Source organism: Brevundimonas sp. A19_0 (assembly GCF_017744255.1).
Taxonomy (GTDB): domain Bacteria; phylum Pseudomonadota; class Alphaproteobacteria; order Caulobacterales; family Caulobacteraceae; genus Brevundimonas.
Window position 1 is genome coordinate 35,385 of the sequence record NZ_JAGHQP010000010.1, and the last position, 25,665, is coordinate 61,049.

Annotated in this window: 27 protein-coding genes; 20 read left to right on the forward strand and 7 right to left on the reverse strand. The window is 68.0% G+C overall.

Annotation, left to right across the window (positions count from 1 at the left end; genetic code table 11):
• Positions 1-136: 136 nt before the first annotated feature.
• From J7346_RS15035 to J7346_RS10200, 6 genes are all read left to right on the forward strand, one after another.
• Positions 137-1,576 carry a flagellar hook-length control protein FliK gene (locus J7346_RS15035; RefSeq protein ID WP_245157785.1) on the forward strand — a complete coding sequence of 480 codons (1,440 nt, stop codon included), beginning with the start codon at positions 137-139 and terminating at the stop codon, positions 1,574-1,576.
• A gap of 3 nt (positions 1,577-1,579) precedes the next feature.
• Entirely contained in the window at positions 1,580-2,335 is a 756-nt protein-coding gene (locus J7346_RS10180; protein ID WP_209119816.1) for a flagellar hook assembly protein FlgD, read from the forward strand.
• Between the two features lie 12 nt (positions 2,336-2,347).
• A complete protein-coding gene (gene flgE, locus J7346_RS10185; RefSeq protein WP_209119817.1) occupies positions 2,348-3,802 on the forward strand; it encodes a flagellar hook protein FlgE in 1,455 nt (484 codons plus the stop codon).
• 173 nt (positions 3,803-3,975) lie between these two features.
• Positions 3,976-4,260 (forward strand): DUF1153 domain-containing protein, encoded by a 285-nt coding sequence (locus J7346_RS10190; RefSeq protein WP_209119818.1) that lies wholly within the window; start codon positions 3,976-3,978, stop codon positions 4,258-4,260.
• A 156-nt stretch (positions 4,261-4,416) separates the two neighbouring features.
• Positions 4,417-5,583: a tRNA 2-thiouridine(34) synthase MnmA gene (gene mnmA / locus J7346_RS10195; RefSeq protein WP_245157794.1), complete on the forward strand. Its 1,167-nt coding sequence runs from the start codon at positions 4,417-4,419 to the stop codon at positions 5,581-5,583.
• Entirely contained in the window at positions 5,576-6,145 is a 570-nt protein-coding gene (locus J7346_RS10200) for a hemerythrin domain-containing protein (RefSeq protein ID WP_209119820.1), read from the forward strand. Before mnmA ends, J7346_RS10200 begins: the two co-directional genes overlap by 8 nt.
• 10 nt (positions 6,146-6,155) lie before the next feature.
• Here J7346_RS10200 and J7346_RS10205 read toward each other — a convergent pair whose 3' ends face one another.
• Complete coding sequence (locus tag J7346_RS10205) at positions 6,156-6,647, reverse strand: helix-turn-helix domain-containing protein (RefSeq protein WP_209119821.1); 492 nt, start codon at positions 6,645-6,647, stop codon at positions 6,156-6,158.
• A 115-nt stretch (positions 6,648-6,762) separates the two neighbouring features.
• Here J7346_RS10205 and J7346_RS10210 point away from each other — a divergent pair, with 115 nt between their 5' ends.
• The 4 genes from J7346_RS10210 to J7346_RS10225 all read left to right on the forward strand — a co-directional run bounded on the left by J7346_RS10210 (position 6,763) and on the right by J7346_RS10225 (position 12,242).
• A complete protein-coding gene (locus J7346_RS10210; protein WP_209119822.1) occupies positions 6,763-7,626 on the forward strand; it encodes a thioesterase family protein in 864 nt (287 codons plus the stop codon).
• An 83-nt stretch (positions 7,627-7,709) separates the two neighbouring features.
• On the forward strand, positions 7,710-8,900 hold the full coding sequence (locus tag J7346_RS10215) for an acetyl-CoA C-acyltransferase (RefSeq protein WP_209119823.1): 1,191 nt from the start codon (positions 7,710-7,712) through the stop codon (positions 8,898-8,900).
• Between the two features lie 7 nt (positions 8,901-8,907).
• On the forward strand, positions 8,908-9,858 hold the full coding sequence (locus J7346_RS10220) for an alpha/beta hydrolase (protein WP_209119824.1): 951 nt from the start codon (positions 8,908-8,910) through the stop codon (positions 9,856-9,858).
• Positions 9,859-9,944: 86 nt separating this feature from the next.
• Entirely contained in the window at positions 9,945-12,242 is a 2,298-nt protein-coding gene (locus J7346_RS10225) for a M1 family metallopeptidase (RefSeq protein WP_209119825.1), read from the forward strand.
• Positions 12,243-12,290: 48 nt separating this feature from the next.
• Here the strand turns inward: J7346_RS10225 and J7346_RS10230 are convergent, their stop codons facing one another.
• Positions 12,291-12,527 carry a helix-turn-helix transcriptional regulator gene (locus tag J7346_RS10230; protein WP_209119826.1) on the reverse strand — a complete coding sequence of 79 codons (237 nt, stop codon included), beginning with the start codon at positions 12,525-12,527 and terminating at the stop codon, positions 12,291-12,293.
• Positions 12,528-13,028, reverse strand: coding sequence for a DUF2975 domain-containing protein (locus J7346_RS10235; protein ID WP_209119827.1), 501 nt, complete (start codon positions 13,026-13,028; stop codon positions 12,528-12,530).
• An 86-nt stretch (positions 13,029-13,114) separates the two neighbouring features.
• Between J7346_RS10235 and J7346_RS10240 the strand changes: the two genes are divergently transcribed.
• The 3 genes from J7346_RS10240 (at position 13,115) to J7346_RS10250 (ending at position 15,421) form a co-directional block, all read left to right on the forward strand.
• On the forward strand, positions 13,115-14,050 hold the full coding sequence (locus J7346_RS10240; RefSeq protein WP_209119828.1) for an ABC transporter ATP-binding protein: 936 nt from the start codon (positions 13,115-13,117) through the stop codon (positions 14,048-14,050).
• The gene (locus J7346_RS10245; protein ID WP_209119829.1) at positions 14,050-14,775 is read left to right on the forward strand and encodes an ABC transporter permease; all 726 of its coding nucleotides are present in this window, start codon (positions 14,050-14,052) and stop codon (positions 14,773-14,775) included. Before J7346_RS10240 ends, J7346_RS10245 begins: the two co-directional genes overlap by 1 nt.
• Before the next feature lie 274 nt (positions 14,776-15,049).
• Positions 15,050-15,421 (forward strand): YkgJ family cysteine cluster protein, encoded by a 372-nt coding sequence (locus tag J7346_RS10250; RefSeq protein WP_209119830.1) that lies wholly within the window; start codon positions 15,050-15,052, stop codon positions 15,419-15,421.
• Here J7346_RS10250 and J7346_RS10255 read toward each other — a convergent pair.
• The 3 genes from J7346_RS10255 to thiE form a co-directional block, all read right to left on the reverse strand.
• Complete coding sequence (locus J7346_RS10255; RefSeq protein ID WP_209119831.1) at positions 15,418-15,807, reverse strand: hypothetical protein; 390 nt, start codon at positions 15,805-15,807, stop codon at positions 15,418-15,420. The two genes, J7346_RS10250 and J7346_RS10255, sit on opposite strands and share 4 nt — an antisense overlap.
• A 346-nt stretch (positions 15,808-16,153) precedes the next feature.
• The gene (locus tag J7346_RS10260; protein ID WP_209119832.1) at positions 16,154-17,839 is read right to left on the reverse strand and encodes a sensor histidine kinase; all 1,686 of its coding nucleotides are present in this window, start codon (positions 17,837-17,839) and stop codon (positions 16,154-16,156) included.
• A gap of 67 nt (positions 17,840-17,906) precedes the next feature.
• The gene (gene thiE, locus J7346_RS10265; RefSeq protein WP_209119833.1) at positions 17,907-18,551 is read right to left on the reverse strand and encodes a thiamine phosphate synthase; all 645 of its coding nucleotides are present in this window, start codon (positions 18,549-18,551) and stop codon (positions 17,907-17,909) included.
• A gap of 120 nt (positions 18,552-18,671) precedes the next feature.
• Between thiE and J7346_RS10270 the strand changes: the two genes are divergently transcribed.
• From J7346_RS10270 to J7346_RS10290, 5 genes are all read left to right on the forward strand, one after another.
• Entirely contained in the window at positions 18,672-18,857 is a 186-nt protein-coding gene (locus J7346_RS10270) for a (2Fe-2S)-binding protein (protein WP_209119834.1), read from the forward strand.
• Positions 18,858-19,024: 167 nt separating this feature from the next.
• The gene (gene bfr / locus J7346_RS10275) at positions 19,025-19,525 is read left to right on the forward strand and encodes a bacterioferritin (protein WP_209119835.1); all 501 of its coding nucleotides are present in this window, start codon (positions 19,025-19,027) and stop codon (positions 19,523-19,525) included.
• Between the two features lie 65 nt (positions 19,526-19,590).
• The gene (locus J7346_RS10280; RefSeq protein ID WP_209119836.1) at positions 19,591-20,094 is read left to right on the forward strand and encodes a TspO protein; all 504 of its coding nucleotides are present in this window, start codon (positions 19,591-19,593) and stop codon (positions 20,092-20,094) included.
• Positions 20,095-20,196: 102 nt separating this feature from the next.
• On the forward strand, positions 20,197-20,763 hold the full coding sequence (gene efp, locus J7346_RS10285) for an elongation factor P (RefSeq protein ID WP_209119837.1): 567 nt from the start codon (positions 20,197-20,199) through the stop codon (positions 20,761-20,763).
• Positions 20,764-20,855: 92 nt separating this feature from the next.
• A complete protein-coding gene (locus tag J7346_RS10290; RefSeq protein WP_209119838.1) occupies positions 20,856-21,662 on the forward strand; it encodes an inositol monophosphatase family protein in 807 nt (268 codons plus the stop codon).
• A gap of 9 nt (positions 21,663-21,671) precedes the next feature.
• On the opposite strand, the gene J7346_RS10295 is transcribed toward J7346_RS10290, so the two are convergent.
• Entirely contained in the window at positions 21,672-23,534 is a 1,863-nt protein-coding gene (locus tag J7346_RS10295; protein ID WP_209119839.1) for an ABC transporter transmembrane domain-containing protein, read from the reverse strand.
• Positions 23,535-23,670: 136 nt separating this feature from the next.
• On the opposite strand from J7346_RS10295, the gene rpmE reads away from it, so the two are divergent.
• Together rpmE and J7346_RS10305 are read left to right on the forward strand one after the other, a co-directional pair.
• Entirely contained in the window at positions 23,671-23,895 is a 225-nt protein-coding gene (rpmE, locus tag J7346_RS10300) for a 50S ribosomal protein L31 (RefSeq protein WP_209119840.1), read from the forward strand.
• A 159-nt stretch (positions 23,896-24,054) separates the two neighbouring features.
• Positions 24,055-25,662 (forward strand): L,D-transpeptidase family protein, encoded by a 1,608-nt coding sequence (locus tag J7346_RS10305; protein WP_245157786.1) that lies wholly within the window; start codon positions 24,055-24,057, stop codon positions 25,660-25,662.
• Positions 25,663-25,665 lie beyond the last annotated feature (3 nt).

Consider the following 25,665-nt stretch of genomic DNA (forward strand, 5'->3'; position numbering starts at 1 on the left):
GCCATTTCCTGACTGGGTTAAAACGCCTTGCTTTCCTTGGTTTTTCCGAGTTGCGCCGAAGTGGCCCGGCCCTTGCGACGGGTTTGGCCGGCCCGGTCCGTCCGGGCTGGAACCATCACGGAGGGGCACCGGCCCGATGCGCGCAGACACTGTCTTCACTCCCCTGCAGGGCGGGGCGGCCACCGAGGCCGCGACCCGGTCCCCGGGGCGTGCCGGCAGCACCGCGGCCGGTCAGGCCTTCGCCGACATCCTGGGCGAAGCGCAGCAGGCCGAAGCGTCGGTGCGGGCCGCGACTCCCGTCCGGCGCAGTGCCGAAGCTGACGTCGCGCCCGCCGCCGACGAGGCAACCGTCAAGTCTGAACCCCGGGACACCGACGCCCAGACCCTCGTCCCGGCCGAAGCGGACGGTCAGCCCCGGATTCTTCCCCCCGGCCCCGTCGACACCGCAAAGTCCGGGGAGGCGCCCGAGGTTCTGCCCGACGAACCGCCGGTAACGACGGCAAAGCCGGTCGAACCCCAGATCCTGCCGCACGAGGCTGAAACGACGGCCAAGGATCAGGGCCGCCCTGAAGTCCTGCCGCACGTGCCGCCGACGGTCGGCAAGCCCGCAGAGGGCCCGCCGGTCCTGCCGGACCAGCCGACGGTCGTCGCGGGCAAGAAGAACGCCGACGCCCCCCAGGTGAACCCGGGCCCGTCGACCGAGCCGATGCCCGAGGCCGCAGAGCCGCCGCCCGCGCCGGGCAAGACACCGGATGCCGCCGCGCAAAGCCAGCAACAGGCTCCGGCTGTCGCTCCGACCCTGATCAAACGGCTGCTGGCCACGCACGAGGCCCGTGAGGCTGCGTCCGGCCGGTCGTCCAACGCCGCCGAGCCGGTTTCAGGCACGAAGGCGCGCGAGACCTCGGACGGCGCCACCGGTCCGCAAACCCCTGCGCCTGCGCCCGGGGGCGCCGCCCCGACGGCCACGGCACCGCAAACGCCGGTTCCGGTCGCCCGGACCGCAGGCGAGCCGGTGGCCCCTCCCCCGGCCCAGCCTCTCGACGGCGGCGCAGGGGGCGCCCTGAACAGCGACGGCCAGCCGTCCGGCGAGTTCAAGCTCGGGCCGGCTGTGCACGACCGCAACCTCGGCCTCTCGACCCTGTCGCGCGCGACGGTCGAGACCACCGCCCTGATCGCCGCCCAGATCCAGAACCGCCTGAGCGGACGCACGACCCGCTTTGAAATGGCCCTGACGCCCGAGGGGCTGGGCCGCGTCGACGTCAGCTTGGAAATCGACTCCGACGGTCGTCTGGCCGCGCGTCTGGCGTTCGACAATCCGGCCGCCGCGACCGAGCTTCGGGGCCGGGCGGATGAGCTGCGTCGCCAGCTGGAACAGGCGGGCCTGCACCTCGACAACGACGCCCTCCAGTTTACCGAGCGCGATCCCTCGTCGGCCGGTCAGGGCTTTGGCGGCTTTGACCGTCGCGCCTTCTCCCGCGCCTCCAGCCTCCACAATCAGGCCGATACGCCGGTGATCGAGGCCGCGGTCTGGCAACCCCTTACCCTGACGCGCGACCGCGTCGATCTGAAGGTCTGATCCATGGTCGATGCCATCACCACCAATGCTGCCGCCAACCGGATCGGGGCCGGTACGACCAGCCTGTTCAGCAATTTCGAGACCTTCCTCAGCCTGCTGACCGCCCAACTGAAGAATCAGGACCCCCTGTCCCCGGTCGATTCCAACGAGTTCACGGCCCAGCTGACCCAGATGGCCGGCGTCGAGCAGCAGCTGCTGACCAACGACCTGCTGACCAGCCTGCTGGCCGCCCAGCAGGGCACCGGCCTGAACACCGCCGCCACCTATATCGGTAAGGACGCGACGGCCGTCTGGTCCGCCACCCGCTTCCAGGATGGCACGGCCTCCTGGAGCTATGAGCTGGCCGGCAATGCTGCCGAGGTCACCCTTCAGGTCGTCGACGGCAGCGGCAATGTCGTCTGGTCGGGAGACGCCCCGGAGACCACGGACGGCGTGCATGATTTCACCTGGAATGGCCAGACGACCGGCGGCGGCCAGGTGTCCGACGGCGGTGTCTATACGCTGAAGGTCGTGGCCAAGGACGGCGCCGGAGAGGCCGTCGACAGCCAGGTCCTGATCCGCGGCCGCATCTCGGGCGTCGAGCTCTATGACGGCCAGCCGTATCTGACCGTGGGCGGCTCCATCCTGCCGCTCAGCAGCGTCATCGCCCTGCAGGAAGGCAGTGCGACCAGCCCCACCACACCTACCGATCCGGAAGAGGACGAGAGCCTGATGGCCTCGATCGCCTCGACCATGAGCCCCCTGAAATTCCTGTCCTAAGGAGAGTACCCCATGAGCATCAACAGCGCCCTGCTGGCCGGCGTTTCAGGCCTGACCGCCAACTCCGCCGCCCTCGCCGCGATCTCGCAGAACATCGCGAACGTGAACACGGTCGGCTACAAGCGGACCAGCAGCGAGTTCGCCACCGTGGTCAACAGCCAGAGCCAGGGGTCCGGCTATTCGGCCGGTGGCGTCCAGGCGGCTGCCCGCCACTTCATCAGCCAGAACGGACAGCTGCAGCGCACCACCTCGGCCACCGATCTGGGCATCGCCGGTCAGGGTTTCTTTGTCGTGACGGAAAAGCCCGAGAACCTCGAGGTCACCGACACCCGCCTGTTCACCCGCGCCGGTGCCTTCCGCGTCGATAACCTCGGCTACCTGAAGAACACGGCGGGCCTGTACCTGCAGGGCTGGCCGGTCGATGCCAACGGCGACATCGCCACCGACCCGTCCGACCTGTCGCGCCTGCGCACCATCAACGTCGGCTCGGTCGGCGGCACGGCCGAGGCCACCACCCGTATCCAGCTGAACGCCAACCTGAAATCCAGCCAGGTGATCTCCAGCGAGGCGACCGACGCCGCCGCCGTTCCGCCGGGACCGACGGCCTATGACCCGCTGACCAACTCCATGGCCATGTGGGATCCGGAAACCGGCACGGGCGTGAAGCCCGACTTCGAGGTCACCATTCCGGTCTCGGACTCCAAAGGCGGCCAGCGCACCATCGCCATGTCCTTCCTGAAGAGCACCACGCCGAACCAGTGGTATGCCGAAATCCGCGCCATCCCGTCCGGCGATGTCATCACCGGTGCCGGTCTGGCCAATGGCCAGCTGAAGACCGGTCTGGTGGCCTTCACCCAGGACGGTCGTCTCGACGTCAACGCCATGCAGGCCCTGGGCGCCCAGGCCCTGTTCGACGACCCGGCCAACGCCACCCTGGACTTCGGCGCGTCCAGCGACGCCGCTCCCGGGGCGGGCGAGTTCAACTGGTCGGCGGGCCTCGGCATCGACGAGCAGACCCTGACCTTCGACCTGACGGCCGCCGCTGGTGGCCTGACCCAGTACGACAGCGCCTCAGTCGTCCAGGCCACCATCACCAACGGTACGGCCTTCGGTAACCTCAGCGAGGTGAAGATCGACGAGCGCGGCTTCGTGACCGCCATCTTCGACAACGGCGTGACCCGCAAGATCGCCCAGGTCGCCATCGCCACCTTCCCCAGTGCCGACAGCCTGACCGAGGTGGCGGGCAACGCCTTCCGCGTCAGCCAGGGCTCCGGCACGTTCAACCTCAAGACCGCCGGATCGGGCGGCGCCGGCTACATCGGCGCGTCCCAGCTGGAGGCCTCCACGGTCGACCTGTCCGCCGAGTTCACCGGCCTGATCACCACCCAGCGGGCCTATTCGGCCTCGTCCAAGATCATCACCACGGCCGACGAAATGCTGGCCGAACTGATCAGCATCAAGCGCTGATCCGGGGCCTGAGGAGGTCGGATTCGATGGAAAAAATGGCCCTTTCAGCCCCGCGAAGCGCGTCGTCCCGGCGGCGGCGCGTTAGCCCTTCCTTCACCACGACGCTTAAACGGCCTTTAGCGCCAGAGGCTTATGGTTCTGCTCAGTGATGGTGGTGAAAGAGGCATAAGCCCATGTTGCAAGAGCGACGACTGAACAAGGACGGTGAAGCCTATGTGGTCGGCCCCACGGGCACGCCGTTGACCCTGCGCGACCTGCCGCCGGTCAACACGGACCGCTGGGTGATCCGCCGCAAGGCCGAGGTCGTGGCCGCTGTGCGCGGAGGGCTTCTGAGCCTCGAGGATGCACTGGCGCGCTACCGCCTGACCGCCGAGGAATTCCTGGCCTGGCAAAAGGCCATCGACAAATGGGGCATGCAGGGCCTGCGGACCACCCGCATCCAGCATTACCGCAACTAGGCTTCTTCTCCCCGAAGGCTTGAGATGGCCGCTCCTGCGACGCAGGGGCGGCCATCTGCTTATGGGAGCCTCGAAAAAGCCGGGCAGGCGCTCTATATGCCGCGCATGACCACGGTGATCTCCCGCCCGCAGGATACCGCCTGCCCCATTCCCGCGATGGCTCCGGCCGACATGGACGCGGCCATCGCGTCCGCGCGCGCGGCCGTGGGCCTGCCGGTCGGATCGCGCGTGGTGGCTGCCATGTCCGGCGGCGTGGACTCCACCGTGGTGGCGGCCCTGCTGCACAAGGCGGGCTATGACGTCGTGGGCGTCACCCTGCAGCTCTACGATCACGGCGCCGCCCTCAAGAAGAAGGGCGCCTGCTGCGCGGGCCAGGACATCCACGACGCGCGTCTGGCCGCCGAGACCCTCGGCATCCCCCACTATGTGCTCGATTACGAAAGCCGCTTCCGCGAGGCGGTGATCGACCAGTTCGCCGATAGCTATCTGGAAGGGCGCACCCCTGTGCCCTGCATCCGCTGCAACCAGACGGTCAAGTTCCGCGACCTGCTGGATGTCGCGCGCGATCTGGGCGCCGAGGCCATGGCCACCGGCCACTATGTGCGCCGCGCCGTCGGCCCCGACGGCCGCAGCCAGATGCGCAAGGCCATCGACCCCTCGCGCGACCAGTCCTACTTCCTGTTCGCCACCACCCGCGACCAGCTGGACTATCTACGCTTTCCGCTGGCCGATCTGGAAAAGCCGCAGGTGCGGGGACTGGCGGCCGAGCTCGGCCTGCGCATCGCCGCCAAGCCGGACAGCCAGGACATCTGCTTCGTCCCCTCCGGTGACTATCGGACGCTGATCGACCGACTGCGTCCGCAGGGGCGCGAAGCGGGCGAGATCGTGCACATGGACGGCCGCGTGCTGGGCACCCACTCCGGCATCACCGACTACACCATCGGCCAGCGCCGGGGCCTCAACGTCGCTGTGGGCGACCCCCTGTTCGTCGTCCGGCTTGAGCCCGGGACCCGCCGCGTCATTGTCGGGCCCCGCGAAGCCCTGCTGACCGGTTCACTGACGCTGGAAGAGACCAACTGGCTGGGCGACGAAGCCGACATCCAGACGGCCGCCGACGCCGGGCGCCCGGTGCTGGCCCGCGTGCGCTCGACCCGCCCGCCCCTGCCCGCCCGCCTGTTCCGTGACGGCGAGGCGGTCGGCGTGGCCTTCGACGAGGGCGAGGAAGGCGTGTCTCCGGGCCAGGCCTGCGCCCTCTACGACCCGGCCGATCCGGACCGCCTGCTGGGCGGTGGCTTCATCGCGAGCACGACCGCGGTTGTCTGATCCCCTCGATCTGGCGCATCGGCAGGGTTTGCCGGGCGAGTGGCTGGCCCTTCGCGACCGCTTTCCGCGCAGCCGATGGGGCGAGGCCGGGCTGAACCCCGTCGCTGCGCACTGGCTGCAGATGCATGCCGGTTTCCGGCACCACGGCGACCACATGGCCGGCCTGACCACGGCCTTTCGGGCGGACCCCGCCAATCCCCGGGGCCTGCATGCGCAGCTGATCCCGGCGTTGCAGGCCTTCCTGCAGCACTTGGACGGTCATCATCGCATCGAGAGCGGGCACTATTTCCCGGTTTTCCGCCAGATGGAGCCCGACATCGCCGCAGGCATAGACCTGCTGGACCGGGATCACGACGCGGTCCACGCCCATCTGCAGGCCCTGTTCGAGGCCGGGCGGGGATTTCACATGGCGGTGGCGGGCAACGCACCGGATGCGGCGTCGTCGGCCCACCGGCTGGCCGACGCCCTCGACGCGGCCCTGCCCTCACTGACCCGCCATCTCGACGACGAGGAAGACATCGTCATCCCCCTGATCGCCCTGAAGGGGGATGCGATCCGCTGACGCCGCCCGCCTAGGCCGCTTCGTCCTTGGGCAGAACATCGGCGACCGTGGGCCGGTCAGCCTCGAAGGCGACCGCGATGTCGCTCCGCTTCACGATCTCGCCGCAGCAGGAGCAGGCCAGACGCGGCGACAGCTCCGAACCACAGGTCTTGTGGGTGAAGGTCACGCCCGAGTCTGCCTCGCCATACAGATGCTTGGATCCCCAGCCGTGCAGGGTCAGCAGCACGTCCGACAGATCCTTGCCCTTGGCCGTCAGCACATATTCGTTTCGCGGGGGCCGTTCCGAATAGGGCCGGACCTCCAGCACGCCATGCGCCACCAGGGTCTTGAGCCGGGCGGCCAGCACATTGCGCGCCACGCCCAGGCGGTCCTGCCACTGCTCGAAGCGGCTCACGCCCTGAAAGGCGTCACGAATGACCAGCAGGGTCCATGGATCGCCGATCACCTCAAGGGTGGCGGCGATCGAACAGCTCTGTCGGGAATAGTCTGCGGTGCGTCCCATGTGCGAAAAGTGACGTCACGGCAGCCTGATTGCAAGTGGGTTGTTATTCTGAACCCTGCCTCTATGCTCCTATGTAAGTCCTTTTTAGAAATGCACCCTGTCCACCCGTATTCCCATGACCCCTCCCGAGCCTGTCCAGTCCCTCGATGACGCCCTTGCGCTGAGCTTCGGCGAGGATGTCGCGCGCATTGCGACCCTGACCCCGGACTTCTCCAATGCCCCCCTCGCCACGGACCCGCTGAGGGGGGCTCCTTTCGGGGGCCTGATGGCGGCGCTGGCCGTGCGGGCCATGCGTGAGGGTCTGGACATCCAGCCCCCGCTGATGACCTTGACGGTGCAGTATCTGGCCGCAGCCCGGTTCGAGGACATCACCTTCACGCCCACACTCGACCGGGGCGGTCGTTCCGTGGCCTATGCCTCGGTCCGGGCCGGACAGCCCGGTCGACCGGCCCTGACGGCCATGGGGACCTTCGGTACGCTCGGCCACGGCCCGGAGGTGCGGCCCCTTTCGCCCTCTCCCACGCCATTCGATGCGCTCGACCCCACGCCGGTCGACCCGCGCCTCGCGCCCTGGTTCACGCGCTATATCGAGCACCGGTTCGATGGCGGCCCCAAGCTGGGCGGCGGTGCGCCCCTGACGGACCCGACGCTGCGGCTCTGGATGCGCACGCGCGACGGCCGGCCTCTGGACGAGCTGACCCTGTGCTTCCTGCTGGACGGCATCTTCCCGTCCTACATGAGCGTGCTGCCCCTGCCGCCGGTGCCGTCGGCCAGCGTCGATCTGCGCTACGACCTGATCGAGCCGATCACGCCCGACACCTCGCCCGAGGGCTGGGCCATCTTCCAGTTCCGCACCTGCGACGTCTCCGGAGGCTGGGCCCTGGACGATGGCGTGGCCTTCGCGCCCGACGGTCGTCCGCTGGCTCTGGCCCGGCAGAGACGCAAGTTGTTCGGCCCCCGCCGCCCGCCCGCAGACTGACCGCAGCTGCGAACAGACTTGCGTTGCAGCGCACAAAGGTCGATCTAGCCCCCATCCAAATTCGAGTTCAGGGACAGTTTTCCATGACCCAATCCAATGATCCCGTCGTCATCGTCGCCTTTGCCCGCACCCCGATGGGCGGCTTCCAGGGCGCGCTGACCGGCGTGAAGGCGACCGATCTGGGCGCCACCGCCGTCAAGGCCGCCGTCGAGCGTGCCGGCGTCCCCGCCGACAAGGTCGAGCAGATTTTCATGGGCTGCGTGCTTCCGGCCGGTCTGGGCCAGGCCCCGGCCCGCCAGGCCGCCATCGGCGCCGGTCTGGGCAAGCATGTCGAGGCAACCACGGTCAACAAGATGTGCGGCTCGGGTATGCAGGCGGCCATGATGGCCCACGACGCCCTGATGGCCGGCACGGCCGACATCATCGTGGCGGGCGGCATGGAGTCCATGACCGGCGCCCCCTACGTCATGAACAAGCACCGCGGCGGCGCCCGCATCGGCCACGATGTGATCGTCGACACCATGTACATGGACGGTCTCGAGGACGCCTACACCCCCGGCAAGCTGATGGGCGCCTTCGCCGAAGACACCGCCGGCCAGTACCAGTTCACCCGCGAACAGCAGGACGAATACGCCATCGAGTCCCTGCGCCGTGCCAATGCCGCCATCGAAAAGGGCGCCTTCGAGGCCGAGATCACGCCGGTCGAGGTGACCACGCGCAAGGGCACCGAAACGGTCACCACCGACGAGCAGCCGGGCAAGGCCCGCCCCGAGAAGATCCCGACCCTGCGTCCGGCCTTCGCCAAGGACGGCACCATCACCGCCGCCAATGCCAGCTCGATCTCGGACGGCGCCGCTGCCCTGGTCATGACGCGCGAGAGCGTGGCCAAGGCCATGAACCTGCCGATCGTCGCCCGGGTCGTCGCCCACGCCGCCCACGCCCATGAGCCCGGCCTGTTCACGACTGCCCCCGTGCCCGCCATGCAGAAGGCCCTGAAGAAGGCCGGCTGGTCCGTCGACGACGTCGATCTGTGGGAGATCAACGAAGCCTTCGCCGTCGTGCCGATGATCGCCATGAAGGAAATGGGCATGAGCCGCGACAAGGTGAACATCAACGGCGGCGCCTGCGCCCTCGGCCACCCGATCGGGGCGTCGGGGGCCCGCATCCTCGCCACCCTGCTCGGCGCACTGGAAGCCGAAGGCAAGACGAAGGGCGTGGCCTCACTCTGCATCGGTGGCGGCGAAGCCGTCGCCATGGCCGTCGAGCGGGTCTGATCCCGCCATGCTGGACCGGCGGCAGGCTCTGGGTCTTACCGCTCTGGGGCTGATGTCGCCCGGCCTGGCGGTGGCCGCCGACGAACCGACGGTCGAAACGCTGCGCCTGTGGCCTGGCGCGGCGCCGGGTGGCGAGGCCGTGACCGTCACCCCCGAGGTGATCGAGCGCTCGACCGACCCCGGCTATCACGACCGGATCGCGAAACACACGCGCGACCCCCTGCTGACCGTCGTGCGGCCGGCGCAGGCCAACGGTGTCTCCCTGCTGCTGATCCCCGGCGGCGGCTATCGCTGGGCTGTGGTCGACAAGGAAGGCATGGACTGCGCGCATGTGTTCGCGGCCATGGGCTACACCTGTTACGTCCTGCGCTATCGCCTGCCCGCTGACGGATGGGCCGCCGGGCCCGACGCCCCGCTTCAGGACGCCCAGCGCGCCTTGAGACTGGTCCGGGGTCAGGCGCTGGCCGAGGACCGCTCGCCGGAGCAGATCGTCGTGCTCGGGGCCTCGGCCGGTGGCCATCTGGCCGGTCTGCTGGGCGGCCGGCGTGATGCGACCTATGCCGCGGTCGACGCCCTCGACGAGGCCTCGCATCGGCCGGATGCCCTGGTGCTACTGTATCCGGTGGCGACCCTGACCGACCCCTTCGCCCACGCCGGGTCGCGGCGCGAGTTGCTGGGCGAAAATCCCTCTCCCGACCGGATCGCCGCCTACAGTCTGGAACAGATGGACTGGCAGGGCGCGGCCCCGACCTTCCTGCTGCACGCCATGGACGACACAGCCGTGCCGGTCGAGAATTCGCTCATGCTGGCCGACACCCTGCGCCGCGATGCCGTGCCGGTCGAGATGCACCTGTTCGAGGAAGGCGGCCATGGATTTGGCATCCGCCTGATTGAGGGTCGGCCCGCAGCGGTCTGGCCGCAACTGGTTCAGGGCTGGCTGGGCCGACGCGGACTGTGAACTGTCTGTAATATTCCGCCGCTTGCGCCCCCCCGCCGGCCCGTTAAGGTCCCCGCCCATTCGGGGTTCAATCCAGTGGGGTTTCCATGCGTATCGGTCTTCTGCTTGCTGCCGTCGGGACGGCGGCCCTCATGGCGGGGTCCGCCATGGCCCAGGTCAGTGTCGGCGCCGTCGACCAGAGCCGCGGCACCTATGAGGATGCCTTCCGCCAGTTCGAGGGCGAGGGGTGGCCCAGCCCCAACGACTATCGCACAGCTTCGGGCGCGCCCGGATACCGCTACTGGCAGCAGCAGGTCGATTACGTCATCGACGTCCGCTTCGACGAGGACACCAAATCCCTCAGCGGCAGCCAGCGGATCACCTATCACAACAACTCGCCCGACACCCTGACCTACGTCTGGATCCTGCTGGACCAGCAGGACATGGCCAGGGGCTCGATGGCCAGCGTGGCCTCGCCTTCCTCATCGTCCGAAACCTACAGCCGCTATGAGACCCTGGGGCTGGCGCGCAGCGAAACCTGGGAAGGCGGCTTCTCGGACATCCAGGTCAAGGGCACCGACGGTCGCCCGCTGAACACCACCCAGGTCGACGCCCTGCTGCGCGTGGACCTGCCGCGCCCGCTGGCGCCCGGCGAGACCTTCGTGTTCGACATGAGCTATCGCATGCCGTTCGCCGAGACCGCCGTTACCGGCGCCCGCAGCGGCTATGAGTGCTTCCCCGGGCCGACGCCCGCCGGCAACTGCATCTTCCAGGCGGCCCAGTGGTTCCCGCGCCTCGCCGCCTATTCCGACTACGAGGGCTGGCACACCCTGCCCTTCCTCGGATCTGGCGAATTCCCGCTCGAGTTCGGCAATTACGAGGTCTCGATCACCGTTCCGGCCGACCACGTTGTGGCCGCCTCGGGCGAGCTTCAGAACGGTCGCGACGTCCTGACCCGCGAGCAGCAGGCCCGCATGGCCGAGGCCCGTCGCAGCACCGAGGAGCCGGTCTATGTCGTCACGCCCGACGAGGCCCTCGCCCGCGAACAGGGCCGCTCCACCGACACCCGCACCTGGCGCTTCCGGGCCGAGAACGTCCGCGACTTCGCCTGGGCGTCCTCGCGCGGCTTCGTCTGGGATGCCATGGCCGTCGAGCAGGACGCCCCGGGCGCCCCGACCGTGATGGCCATGTCCTTCTACACCAAGGAAGCGCGGCCGATGTGGGATACCTATTCCACCCGCGCCGTGGCCCACGCCATCGACGTCTACAGCTCCTTCACCTTCCCCTACCCGTACCCGACGGCCCAGTCCGTCAACGGCCCGGTGGGCGGGATGGAATACCCGATGATCACGTTCAACGGCGCCCGTCCGACGCGGGATGCCGAGGGCAACATCATCAACGGCGACCGCACCAAATACGCCCTCGTCGACGTCATCATCCACGAGATCGGGCACATCTATTTCCCGATGATCGTCAACAGCGACGAGCGTCAGTGGACCTGGATGGACGAGGGCATCAATACCTTCCTCGAGTACCAGGCGACCAAGCTGTGGGACCCGGATTTCCCGGCCAGCGGCGAACCCCGCGGCATCGTTGGCTATATGACCTCGGACAATCAGGTCCCCCTGATGACCCGCTACGACACCGCCCTGAACCAGGGGAATATCGGCTATCGCAAGCCCGGCACCGCCCTGGTCGTCCTGCGCGAGACCGTCATGGGCCGCGAGCTGTTCGACCGCGCCTTCCAGGAGTATGCGCGCCGCTGGCAGTTCAAGCGCGCCACGCCCTATGACTTCTTCCGCACCATGGAAGAGAGCTCGGGCATGGACCTCGATTGGTTCTGGCGCGGCTGGTTCTACTCGACCGACCACGTCGACATCTCGGTCGAGAACGTCATCAAGGCCCGTCCGGAAACCGATGCCGACCGTCCGGCCCGTCGCCCGACGAGCGGCGGCAACACCAACAACGACACCCCGCCGGTGCCCCTGACGGTCGCCAACAACAGCGGCATCGAGACGGTCATCGAGCGCAATCCGGGCATCGATGCCTATGACGACACCGCCGACCACGGCTATCCGCTGACCGAAGAGCAGCGCCGGGCCATCGGCCAGGGCGCCCGTGACGGCATGACGGCCATGATCGCCGAGGCCGACTCGTTCGACTCGAACGTCTATCGCTTCACCTTCAAGAACGTCGGCGGCGTGGTCATGCCGATCATCCTGAAGCTGACCTTCGAGGACGGCACCAGCGAGATCGTCCGCATCCCCGCCGAGATCTGGCGCTTCAACAACCAGGAAGTCAGCTGGCAGTATGTGACCGACAAGACCCTGGTGCAGACCGAGGTCGATCCCAACTGGGAGACCGCCGACGCCGACCGCGAGAACAACTACTTCCCGCGCCGCTAGGCTTTACGAGAGACGAAAATGGGGGCGCGTTCCGCGAGGGACGCGCCCTCAGTCGTTTTCGGGAGCGGCCAAATCCGCCGGGTCGTGCTCGTAGTCCAGCAGGTCGGCGGGACGGCACCCCAGCGCCGCGCACATTCGGGCGAGGGTCGAAAAGCGGATGCCCTTCACCTTGCCCGACCGGAACAGGGACATCTGTGTCTCGCTCAGGCCGACTTCGGCGGCCAGGTCGCGCGCCGTCCGGCCGCGCTTGGCCAGAACGGCATCAAGGGTGACGCGAACGGGCATTCAGATCATCTCGTCCAGCTCGGCCTGAACGGCGGTCGCCTGGTCCAGCACCCGGCCCAGCAGGAACAGCGCCCCGCCGATCATGCCCAGCGTCATGCCGCTGACGTCGAAATGCAGCCAGCCGCCCTCGCCGCTCTGGATGATCCGCGTCAGATTGGTCACCCCGAACACGCTCAGCACACCGCCGATGCCGAGGGCCAGCCCGACCCGCCTGAGCGCCCGTGCCAGAGTGGGCTGGATCAGGTCTCCCTTGGCCAGACGCCCCATGGCCTGGCCCAGCGACCAGACGGCATAGAGGTAGAACAGCGACGGCGCTCCCCAGACCACTGCGCCCAGCCAGCTCGTGGTCGTGCCCCGAAAATCTCCCCGGGCAGCCAGGATCGCCGGCGCCACGAAATACATCAGGGCCAGCAGGGCCCCGACGCTGACCACCATGAACACCGCCAGCCAGCGGTAGTGGCCACACAGGGTGCGAAAGCGGGCGAGGTCGTCAGCGGCCATGAGGTCCTTCCTGTCTGAACTTTAATCTTGACTTAAATTTCCACGCCTCGCAACTTTATACAAGAGTTAAAACCGAGAGGCTGCACATGCTCGCCATCGAGACCCGAAACCTGACCCGCCGCTTCGGCCCCACCCTTGCCGTCGACGCCGTGTCGCTGAATGTCCCCAAAGGCTGCGTCTATGGCTTCATGGGCCGTAACGGGGCCGGCAAGACTACGACGCTCAAGATGCTGCTGGGCCTGATCCGCGCCGATCAGGGCACGATCCGGATCGCCGGCATCGATGCCCGGGCCGACCGGCTGGGCGCCGCCCGCTGCATGGGGGCCCTGCTGGAGGCCCACGGCTTCTACGTCCACCTGTCGGGCCGCGAGAATCTGGACATCACCCGCACCCTGCTGGGCCTCTCGCGCAGCGAGGTCGACCGGGTGCTGGAGATCGTGGACCTGCGCCGACAGGCCGATCGTCGCGTGGGCGGCTATTCGCTCGGCATGCGCCAGCGACTGGGCATTGCGCGGGCCATGCTGGGATCGCCGGCGGTGCTGATCCTCGACGAGCCGACCAATGGCCTCGACCCCGACGGCATTGCCGACATGCGGACCTTCCTGCGTGACCTGCCGGTGCGCACCGGGGCGACTGTCCTGCTGTCCAGCCACCTGCTGGGCGAGGTCGAGCAGGTCGCCGACCGCGTCGGCATCGTTCATCAGGGCCGTCTGGTCCTCGAAGATGATCTGGTCAGCCTGCGCGCCGGTCAGGCGCCCCGCCTGAGACTGGGCTGTGATGCCCCCGAGCAGGCCCGCGCCCTGCTGGCGGGTCTGGGCCTGACCCTGTCCGTCGACCCGCAAGGGGGACTGGTCAGCCTGCAGCCGTCCGATGATGCGCCGGGCATCGCGCGCCAGCTGAACCGCACCCTGGTCGAGGCCGGCATCGGGGTGCATGAGCTGAGCCCCTGCCCCCGGTCCCTGGAAGACATCTATCGCGACATCACCCTGATGTCCCCGAACCCGACCGAGGAGGCTGCCTGATGCTACGGGTTCTGACTGTCGAGCTGCGCAAGCTCAATCGCTCGCTGGCCGCCGCCCTCGCGGTCGCCGCCCCCGGCCTGATCGCCGTCTTCACCTTCTTCAATGTGCTGCGCGGCAAAGCCCCCCAGCCGTGGGACATGTGGATGATCGGCAGCCTCGGGATCTGGGCCTTCTTCATGCTGCCGATGAGCGTGACGGCCCTGACCGCCCTCGTCGCCCAGATGGAGCATAGCCCTCGCTCATGGGACCACCTGCGCGCCCTGCCCCTGCGCCGCTGGACCCTCTACGCCGCCAAGGCCGTCAGCGTCTTCCTCGTGGTCGCCTTGATGAGCGTCGCCGTCCTCGTTCTGAGCTGGACTGCGGTGCGACTGGCGGTGGCCCTCAAGCCGCAGCTCGATCCGACCGGCGTGTTCGAGACCCGGACCTATCTGGAGACCGTGGGGCGGATGTATCTGGCGGCGGTGTTGCTGATCGCGGTCCAGCTGTGGCTGGCGCTCCGGTTCTCAAGCTTCGTTCCGGGTCTGGTGGTCGGGATCGGCGGCACCTTCTTCGCCGTGGTCGCCACTTCGGCCCGCATCGGCGTCTTCCTGCCCTGGCAGATGCCGGTCAATATGCTGGCGAGCGACGGATGGCGCATGCACACGGCCCTGGGGCTGGGTCTCGGCGGCGGCCTGCTGGCCCTGACCCTCGCCCTTTGGCACCTGTCGCGGCGCGAGGTGCTCTAGGTCGAAATCCAGCAGCCGTGCCAGCCCGCCCGCCGGCGCCATCATCAGGATCATGGCCGCCTCCCTGAGTCGTAATTGATACTCATTTGCAGGTTTGCGGATTCGGTGCCCTCATGGCAAGCCTTTCCGCGCAGCAGGAGACGACGATGCGGAAAGACGGTCGGCCCGACGATCTGGAAATGGCCGGGGGCCAACTGGCCGCACGGTCGGAAACCTGACCCTGCAAGGCGCGCCAGACCGGTCGTGTGATGGCTGCGGCCTGTGCTGCAAGCTGATGGGCGTCACCGCCCTCGACAAGCCCGCCGGCCGCTGGTGCCCCCACTTCAGCAAATCGACCGCATGCCGCATTTATGCCGGGCGGCCCGCGGACTGCCGCATCTTCAACTGTCTGTGGCTGCTGACCGACGCCCTGGGGCCGGAGTGGAAGCCCTCCGCCTGTGGCTTTGTCCTGCACAGCGAGGATCAAGGCCGCCGCCTGATCGTCGAATGCGACGCCGCCCGACCGCACGACTGGCGGCGCGCGCCCTATCAGGAAACCCTGGCGGCCTGGGCCCGCGCGGGACAGGAGGTCCTGATCATGACCGGGGCACGCGGCCTGCGCCTGATGCCCGACGGACAGACCCGGCCGGTGCGGCGGGCCGCCTAGCGCGGCTCGATGGTATGGCCGATCGCGTCGGCCAGGGCGCGGTCCTCGTCGGTGACGGCCGACACCCAGATGTGGATTTGCACCCCGTCACGGAGACGGAACAGGTGCTCCAGCGCCAAGGTCTTGCCATCCTCGGTGACCACGATCGAGCGCCGACCGGCCCGCTGACGCTCTTCACCGGTATAAATGGGAAAATCCGGGGTCGGTCCGACATAGATCATCAGCAGGCCGCGCCCCTCGCGCCGCACGGAATAGATGTCGAAGTCCGGGCCCGACCGACCGGCAAAGAGGGCGCCGTCCGCCGGCAGGTCGATGCGGAACGGCAACGCCCGGCGCTCGGCGAGAGTCAGGGGGGCCGGCGCAGGCGCCGCCGGCGCTGTTGTCACGGCAGGAGCCGCGGTCACCGGAGGCGTAACGGCCTGGGGCTCTGCCTGAGGCTGAGGCTGAGGCTGCGGTGCCGGGCGCGGCGCCGGTGCAGGCGCAGGCGCAGGTACGGGCCGCGGCGCCGGGCGGGGCACGGGAACAGGCGACGGTGCCGGAGTGGCCACGGGCGGGCCACTGTTCAGGTCGCGGGTGATGTCGCTGGCATCGGCCTCCTGGGCCAAGGCGACGGCGGGTGCGAACGCGACAGCGGCAAGCGCGAGGGCCGCAGCGGCGCCAGACGGGATCAGCGAGGTCATCTTCATGGGGCGAACCATCGTCCGCCCGCCTGCCGAGCGCAAGTGCCGCGGATCAGGCCGCCGGCAGTTCCACCCAGAAGGTCGCCCCTGCCCCCGGCTCGGACACCACGCCGATATCGCCGCGCTGCAGCTCGACCAGACGCTTGGCCAGCGCCAGCCCGATGCCGTGGCCCTCGATGGTCGAGCGTTCCAGACCCAGCCGGTTGAACGGTTCGAACAGTTGCGCCTGCTTCTCCGGCGACAGGCCGGGGCCGCGATCGATGACCTCGATCCGCACGCCGCCGGTCACGCGCATCGCCTTGAGCGTCACCACCCCGCCGGACGCGCCATACTTGACGGCATTGCTGGATAGATTGCCGAGCACCTGCGCCAGGCGCTGAGAGTCCGCAAGCACCACCATGCCGTCGACGGCGCATTCCATCTCGATCCGGACGCCCACCGCATCCGGCCGAAGCGCCGTAACCCGCGCCACATCCTCCAGAACGCCGTGCACATCCGTGGGCCGCAGGTCGACCTTTACCGCGCCCGACTCGGCGCGGGCGACGTCCAGAAGGTCATGCGAGAGGGCCTCGATCTGACGCGAGGTGCGGACCAGCATGTCGGCCATGTCCTTCTGGGCGTCGGTGACCTCACCGATCTGACCGGACTTCCACAGTTCGCCGATACCTATGATGCCGCCCACCGGGCTCTTGATCTCATGCGCCACATTGGCCAGCAGGCGCGACTTGGCCTCCGAGGCCCGCTCGGCCCGCACCTGGCCGGCGCGCGCACGCTCGGCCAGCAGATCGCGCTCTTCCAGCAGGGCCGCCACCAGCAGAATGGGCAGGAAGCCCAGCAGGACCATGACCTGGGCCAGCATCGCACGGTCCGCCACCTCTCCGCTCAGAGCGAACGGACCATGTCCCAGCATGGCGCTGCCCACGGCGATCACGGTCGTGATCATCAAGCCGGCGGCAATGCCCAGCACCCGCAGGCGCACGGCGATCAGGATCAGCAGCGGAATGACGATGAAGCTCATCGGCACGGTGGCGAACCAGAAGACGAGCACGGAGGCTGCGGTCAGCAGGCCCAGCAGGACAATCGTTTCCACCATCTTCCACGGACGACGCAGCACCTGCATGTGCCCGCGCGTCAGCGCAAGACCGAAGGTCCCGATGATGGCCAGCCCAAGCGCATGTCCGAACCACCAGGTCTGGAAAGAGGCCCCGATGTCCGCGCCACTCATGGCATAGAGGCAGAGCGCGGCGAACAGGGCCGCCGGGATCGGCGCCAGCATGGCGGCCCCCAGCAGGAACCGCCCGCATCCGGTGACGGTGCTCAGGTTCAGGCCCGGCGCAAACCGGCGGGCCAACGTCACCGCCAGAACAATCTCGATCATATTGGCGACGGTGAACATCACCGAGAGCAGTGGCGGATTCCCGACCAGAAACTCGCCGACCAGAATGCCCAGCGCCACGAGCCCGCCATAGGCCAGGTCGTAGACCGGTCCTCTCGATGTCCGCAGCCAGACCACGGTCGCCAGACCGCCGGCACCCCACAGTGCGGCCACCAGGCCGGCCGTCCGGGCGAAATTGATCGACAGCACGATCAGCAGGGCCACACCGACCGCCGTCAGGATCGGCACGAGCGGTTGCGAGAATACAGGCTCGCTGACACGTTCGGTGACAGTCGCCGGCCTCATCGAGGCAGCGTCGGGCCGGGCAGGCTTGGCGGCATCCAGCGCGGGGCTGAGAGGCATTCGGCTTATCCACATCACTCAAACAGCCCGTGATGCTTAAGGTCCGGCCTTTAATATCCCCTGAAGCCTACGCGCGAATTGCGGTGTTCAACGCTCGTACCGCAGCACTCGGTCCACCCGGGTGATCCCAGACGCCGCTGCTCACAGCGACGAAATCGGCCCCGGCCCGGGCCAGGTCCGCGGCATTGTCCACAGTGATGCCGCCGATGGCCACGCACGGAATCTCCATGGTTTCCTGCCAGATCGCCAACAGGTCTGGCGTCGCGACATGTTGAACGGTCTTGGTGCGCGTCGGGAAAAAGGCTCCGAAGGCCACATAGTCCGCGCCGGCCTCGGCGGCCTCCATGGCCAGGTGCCGACTGTCGTGACAGGTCACGCCGATCATGGCGTCCGCGCCCAGCAGGCGCCGCGCCTCCGCCACCGAACCGTCCTGCTGGCCCAGATGCACACCGTCGCACCCGCGCGCCAGATCGGCCCGGTCGTTCATGATGACGGCCACGCCGCGCGCCTGGGCCACGGGCGCCAGCACCTCGACGGCCCGACGGATGTCGTTGTCGGGCACGTCCTTGAGGCGGATCTGCAGGGCCGCTACGTCCCCCGCGTCCAGCGCCTCGCCGAGGCGATCCGCAAAACCCGCCAGATCGGGCAGGGCCGGCGGCGTAATCAGATACAGCCGGCAGGGCGGGCGGGTCGAGGCAGGGGTCTGGGCCATGCGCCGCAAGTGCGACGCCGGGCCGCGTTCGTCAACGCCGGAATGCGCATGCGAACGATTTGCACTCGCCTTTATCGATGCTATAGCGAGGCGTTATCAACTAGCCTGGCGTGCCTGCCCGTGTATGTCTGCAACTGTAACGGCCTGAAACCCCGCGATGTCGCCCGCGCCATCGATGCCGGCGCGACCCGCCCGCGTGAGGTCTTCGCCCACAACCAGTGCACCGCCCAGTGCGCCAAATGCGTCTGCGAAATGCGCCAGATCATTCAGGACACTCGGGAATCCTGGGCCATGGCGGCCGAATAGCCACCGCCCCTTTCGAGAGCGAAACGCAAACTCGTTCTCATCTTACTGAAATATCAGATTATTTTTGGCCACGCCTCGGCCCTGTGCTACACTTCGCCCGTGCTTGAAACAGGCGATGATTCCGCGTGACCGCGGATCAGCCGCCTCCAATGAGAAGGGCCTCGGCCATGAAGGGCGATCCGGCGATCATCCGCACCCTCAATGCGGTGCTGACCAACGAACTGACGGCGGTGAACCAGTACTTCCTGCACGCCCGCATGTTCGAGAGTTGGGGGCTCTCCCACCTCGGCAACGTCATCTACGAGGAATCGATCGGCGAGATGAAGCATGCCGACATGCTCATCAAACGCATCCTGTTCCTCGACGGCCTGCCCAACCTGCAGGACCTGCACAAGCTGAAGGTGGGCGAGGATCCCATCGAATGCCTGGGCGCCGACCTGCAGCTCGAACTGGACAGCCGCAAGGCCACCTCGGCGGCCGTCACCCAGTGCGAGGAAGCCCGCGACTACGTCAGCCGTGATCTTCTTATGCGCATCCTTGCCGACACCGAGGAGCACATCGACTTCCTCGAGAACCAGCACAGCCTGATCGAGCTGATGGGCGCCCAGAACTATCTGCAGTCGGCGATGAAGGAGATCGTCACCGACGCGGGTGCCACCGGGAACTGATCGGGCAACGGATCGGGAACGGACGGCGGTCCGGGTCATTCCCTCCGGAGGCTGGAGGTGACGGAATGCTCGACCTTGATGACGTCCGCGACGAAGCGGTCGACCTGATCAATGCCCGCGACCGCGAGGGCTCGCACGTCCTGATGGGCGTGGGGCTGACCGTTGGCTTTGCCATCGCCGCGGCCACGATCGCCAATCTCTCCATCCGGCCCCGCCGCAAGGGGGGCGAGGACCAGCCGATCACCGAGCGCCCTCGCGGTTCGCTGGGTCTGATCCTGCCGGCCATGTTCTCGGCCACGACCCTGTCGGCACTGCGCGTCTGGAACGCCCCGGCGCGCCCGGCGCGTACGCGTGCGCTCGGCCTGTGGGGCGCCGCCCAGGTCGTCAACGCCGTCTGGATCGCGCTCAGACCTGCGGGCCGGGGGTTACAGATCGCCGCCGCCATGTCATCGGCCGGCATGGCCGCCGCCTTCGCCCACGAGGCCCGCAAGATGGACAGTCGCGCGGGCAAGATGGCCTCGCCCATAGGGTCCGGCGTCAGACTGGCGAACCGGGTCGAGCCGGACTGAGGGCACCGCTCGGCGCTTGCCCTTTGACCGCCGCCCCTGTAGGGGTCGCGTCCGAAATTTCGCGCGCGCCTGCGCCTCCAGACTCCATCCCCCTGTGATCCTATGAAAATCAACGGCAACACCATCAAGCCCGGCATGGTCCTGCAGCACAACGGCGGCCTGTGGGTCGTCACCAAGGCCAGCCACGTCAAGCCGGGCAAGGGCGGCGCCTTCGCCAACGTCGAGGCCAAGAACCTCGAGACCGGCAACAAGCTGAACGAACGCTTCCGTTCGGAAGACAAGGTCGAGCGCGTCACCCTGGAACAGCGGGACTATTCCTATCTGTTCGACAATGGCGACTCGCTGGTCTTCATGGACGACGAGAACTACGAGCAGATCGAACTGCAGAAGGACTGGGTCGGCGAAGACCGCATCCCCTACCTGCAGGAAGGCATGAAGGTGGTGATCGAGAGCCACGAGGGCCGTCCCATCGGCCTCGAACTGCCGGAGCAGGTCGTCCTCGAGGTCGTCGAGACCGAGCCGACCGTCAAGGGCCAGACCGCCTCGTCCTCCTATAAGCCGGCCATCGCCAACAACGGCGTCCGCATCATGATCCCGCCCTATATGTCGACCGGCGAAAAGATCGTGGTCGACACCAGCACCGGCGAATACGTCCGCCGCGCGGACTGATCCGGGCGGTCCAGCCGGGCCGTCCTCTTTCTTGAACTTCTCCGCCTGTCCGGGCCGATGCCTTTCAGGACTTGTGGACCAGGAGATTCCCCATGGCCCTCGCCTCTGCCCTTCTGCAAACCATGATCGACGCGGTCCGCAAGACCGCCCGTCCGATGCTGCGCGACTTTGGCGAGGTCGCCCAGCTGCAGGTGTCCCGCAAGGGTCCCGCCGACTTCGTCACCGCCGCCGACATCAAGGCCGAGCAGACCCTGTTCGAACTGCTGACCAAGGCGCGCCCGGGCTATGGCTTCCTGGGTGAGGAACGCGGCCTGATCGAGGGGACCGACAAGTCGCACACCTGGATCGTCGATCCGATCGACGGCACCACCAACTTCATGCACGCCATGCCCCACTTCGCCATCACCGTGGCGCTGGAGCGGCGCGCGCCGGATGGCACGGCCGAGATCGTGGCGGGCGTGACCTTCAACCCGGTGATGAACGAGCTGTTCTGGGCCGAAAAGGGCAAGGGCGCCTATCTGAACGACAGCCGCATCCGCGTGACCGGCCGCAAGGACCTCAGCCAGTGCCTGATCGGCACGGGCCTGCCCTTCATGGGCAAGACTGGCCACGGCCAGGCGATCAAGGACATCCACGCCATGGGCCAGCGGGTCGCCGGCATCCGGCGTCTGGGCTCGGCGGCGCTCGACCTCGCCTGGGTGGCCGCCGGTCGCTACGACGCCTTCTGGGAGCGCAATCTCAAGCCCTGGGACGTGGCGGCGGGCCTGCTGTTCGTGACCGAGGCCGGCGGCGTGGCCTCGACCATCGACGGCACCGGCAATGTGCATGACGGCCAGCAGATCCTGGTCGCCAACTCCGACCTGCATCCCCAGATCGCCGCCATCCTGCGCGCGACCTGATCCGCCGGCTCAGTCGGCCCGGAACTGCAGGCGGGCCAGACGGGCGTACAGACCGCCGCGCGCGACCAGCTCGGCATGGGTGCCGACCTCGACCACACGCCCCTCGTCCATGACGACGATCCGGTCGGCCCGCAGCACGGTGGCCAGACGGTGGGCGATCACCAAGGTCGTGCGCGCCTGCATGGCCTCATCCAGCGCCACCTGCACCAGACGCTCATTCTCGGCATCCAGCGCGCTCGTGGCCTCATCCAGCAGCAAGATCGGCGCCTGACGGATCAGGGCGCGGGCGATGGCCAGCCTCTGGCGCTGGCCACCCGACAGACTGCGCGCCCGCTCGCCCAGCGGCGTATCGAACCCTTCCGGCAAGGCCTCCACGAAAGACAGGGCCTGGGCCCGTTCGGCCACGTCGCGGACGTCCTCCAGGGGAGCATCCTCCCGACCAAACCGGATGTTTTCCAGCGCCGACCCCGAGAACAGCGGCGCCTCCTGCGAGACCCAGGCAAAGCGCGCCCGTAGGTCGACCGGGTCGACGGTCGAGGCCTCGACCCCGTCCACCCTCACCTGCCCCGACTGCGGATCATAAAAGCGCAGCAACAGGCGGAAGACCGTCGACTTGCCCGCCCCCGACGGCCCGACCAGCGCCACGGTCTCTCCCGGCTGCACGGCCAGGGTGAAGTCCTTGAGCGCCGGCAGGTCCGGCCGTCCCGGGTAGGCGAAATTGACCTCGCGCATCTCCACGGCACCCACAGGCGGCTGCGGCAGGGCCGCAGGGCGCGCGGGCGGGCGAATGTCGGGCGAGGCCCGCATCAGCTCATCGACCCTCTGCATGGCACCGGCAGCCTTCTGCACATCGCCCCAGCTTTCACCCAGCGCGCCGACGGCCCCGGCGACAAACACCGACAGCAGCACGAACTGCAGCAGGGCTCCGGGCGACATCCGGCCGGCGATCACATCCTGCGCGCCCAGCCACAGCACCAGGGTCACGCCCCCGAACATCAGGGTGATGATCATGGCCGTCATCCACGCCCGGGCGCGGATACGCTTCAGCGACACGCCGAACGCTGCCTCGACCGATACGCCAAAGCGCCCGATGGTCGAGGCCTCACGTCCGAAGGCCTGCACGGTCTCGATCGCGTCGACGCTCTCGCCGGCAAAGCCGACCGCCTCGGCGAAGCGGTCCTGCGACGCCACCGTCAGCTTGCGCACCACCCGCCCGAACAGGAACAGCGGCAGGATCAGCAGCGGCACCACCAGCAGAACCAGCCCCGTCAGCTTGGGACTGACCACGAACAGCAGGATCAGCCCGCCGATCATGGTCAGCAGGTTGCGCAGGGCAAAGCTGATCGAGGTAGTCATCAGGGTGTCGATCAGCTGGATGTCCGTCGTCAGGCGCGACAGCACCTCGCCGGTCCTCATCCGCACGAAGAAGGCCGGATCCAGCGTCAGCACCCGGCGGAACAGCGCCGTGCGCAGGTCCGCAATGATCCGCTCACCCGTCCGCGTCACGAAATAGTACCGGATCGCCGAGGACACGCCGAGGAACAGGGCATTCAGGCCCAGCAGCAGGAACCAGAAGTCCAGCCGGGTGCCCCCGGCCTCGAATCCGTTGTCGATGGCCCCGCGCGAGGTCACCGTCAGGCCCAGCGACGCTCCGGTCGACATCAGCAGCCAGAATACCGACAGGGCCACATGGCCCCGGTGCTGGACGGCGAACGGCCACAGGCGCAGAAGCGGGCGGATATCCTTCTGCCGGCTTCGGCGTTCGCCCGCCTCGCTCAGCCGCTCGCTCAGCTGGGCGCCCGCGCCGGGGCGGCCCTGGGCTCCGGCATCCGGATCGGCAACGGTGGGGGAAGACGGGGGCGTGGCGGTCATGGCCTGCGCCTCTTGCCCCGGAACGCTACCCGGTGTAAACGCCGCCCCTCTCCCGCCGGAGCTTTCGGCGGGTTTCCCATTTTTGCGCACCGACGGTCGGCATCGTCACCGCGCCCGAACAGACCGGACCAACGCGATGAAAGCGGACACTCACCCCGACTATCACTTCATCACCGTGACGATGACGGATGGCACCTCCTACCAGACCCGCTCGACCTACCAGAAGGAAGGCGCCAGCCTGAACCTGGATATCGATCCGCTGACGCACCCGGCCTGGACCGGCGGCAACCAGCACCTGATGGACCGCGCCGGTCGCGTGTCGCGCTTCAACTCGAAGTTCGGCGGCTTCATGAAGAAGTAGGCTTCGGCCTCACGGCTTCGGGTGCGTCCCGGAAGACACAGAGCGCCGTCCCTCGGGGGCGGCGCTTTCTGTTTGTCTGGAACGCCGATAAGCTGGCGTCGATTATGATTTGACGGGGGCGCATCCGCCCTTCGCCACGAACGGAACGGCACACGCCAGATGATTACGCGTCGACAACTGGGTCTGGGAGCGGCCACCGCCGCCATCATGGGAGCCGCCCAGGCCGCCCATGCGCAGAATGCCCCGCAGGACCCGCCGATGGGCCGCCCCCAGGGCGTTCCCCCGTCGCGCGATCCGGCCGCCGTCGCCTTCTACAACGGCTTCAACGACCAGCTGGCCCGCCTGCCCGAGATCGAGCAGCCGGACGTGCGCGTCTTCTACGAGATGAACGGCTGGACGCCCGTCTGGACGGCGCCGCGCCTTCAGGCCCTGCGCAGCGCGGCCTCCAAGGCCGAGCGCCATGGCCTGGCCCAGTACGACTTCTTCGACTTCGACGGCCTGGCCGCCAATCGCGGCATGGCCGAGATGCTGACCACGGCGGCCGCCCTGCGCTACGCCCGGGTGCTCAGCGAGGGTCGCATCCGCCCCGAGACGGTCGAGGACCTGTGGGAGATGCGCAAGAACCGCATCGACCTGCCGCTCGGCCTCTATCAGGCCCTGAACCGCGATCTGGTGTCATGGTACGAGGGTCTGGCCCCCACCGACATCGGCTACAACAATCTGTCGGCGGGCTATGTCCGCTACCGCCGCATGATCCGCGAGGACGGTGGCTGGCCGACCTTCAGCATCGGCGCCAATATCGAGCCCGGTGACGTGGATCGCCGTATTCCGACCCTGATCCGGCGTCTCGTGGCCGAAGGCGACCTGCCGGCGGCCGAGGGCGCACGCCTTCTGGGTCTGGCCGACAACTATTATGGCCCCGAGCTTCAGGAAGCGGTCCGCAGCTTCCAGGTTCGCCACGGCCTGGTGGTCGACGCCCGGATCGGTTCGGGCACCCAGCAGTCTCTCTCGGCCTCGGCCGAGGACCGCGCCCGTCAGATCGCCCTCAACCTCGAGCGCCGCCGCTGGCTGGCCCGTGACGTCGAGCCCGAGCGGATCGAGGTCAATACGGCCGCCGCCATCATGGTCTACTGGAAGGACGGGCGCCCCGTTCACTCCAACCGGGTCGTGGTCGGCTCTGCGGCCAACCAGACGCCCAGCCTTGAAAAGCCGTTCGCCTCGGTCGTGGCCAATCCGCCCTGGTATGTGCCCGCCGGCATTGCCCGGAACGAGATCCTGCCGCGTGGGCCGGGCTATCTGGCGGCCAATGACATGTACGTCTCGAACGGCACGGTCATCCAGCGTGCAGGCCCCCACTCGGCCCTCGGCTATGTGAAGTTCGAACTGCGCGACAGCTACGCCATCTTCCTGCACGACACCCCTTCGAAGGCAGCCTTCAACCTGGCCTATCGCCACCGCAGCCACGGCTGCGTGCGGGTGCAGGACGCGGTCGACTTTGCCCGCCTGTTGCTGTCGCCCGACCCGCAGAAGCTGGCCGAGTTCGACACGGCCCAGGAAACCCGCCGCACCACACGCGTGACCACCGGACGGGAAATCGGCGTGCGCCTGCTGTACTGGACCGCCTTTGTCGACGGTCAGGGCCGCGTGGCTTTCCGCGAGGACGTCTACAATCGCGATGAAAAGCTGGCCGAAGCGCTCGGCATCGCCGTCTCCCTGCCCCGCGCGGTGCAGGATGGCCGCGTCGATACCAACGACGTCGGGCCCTAGGCC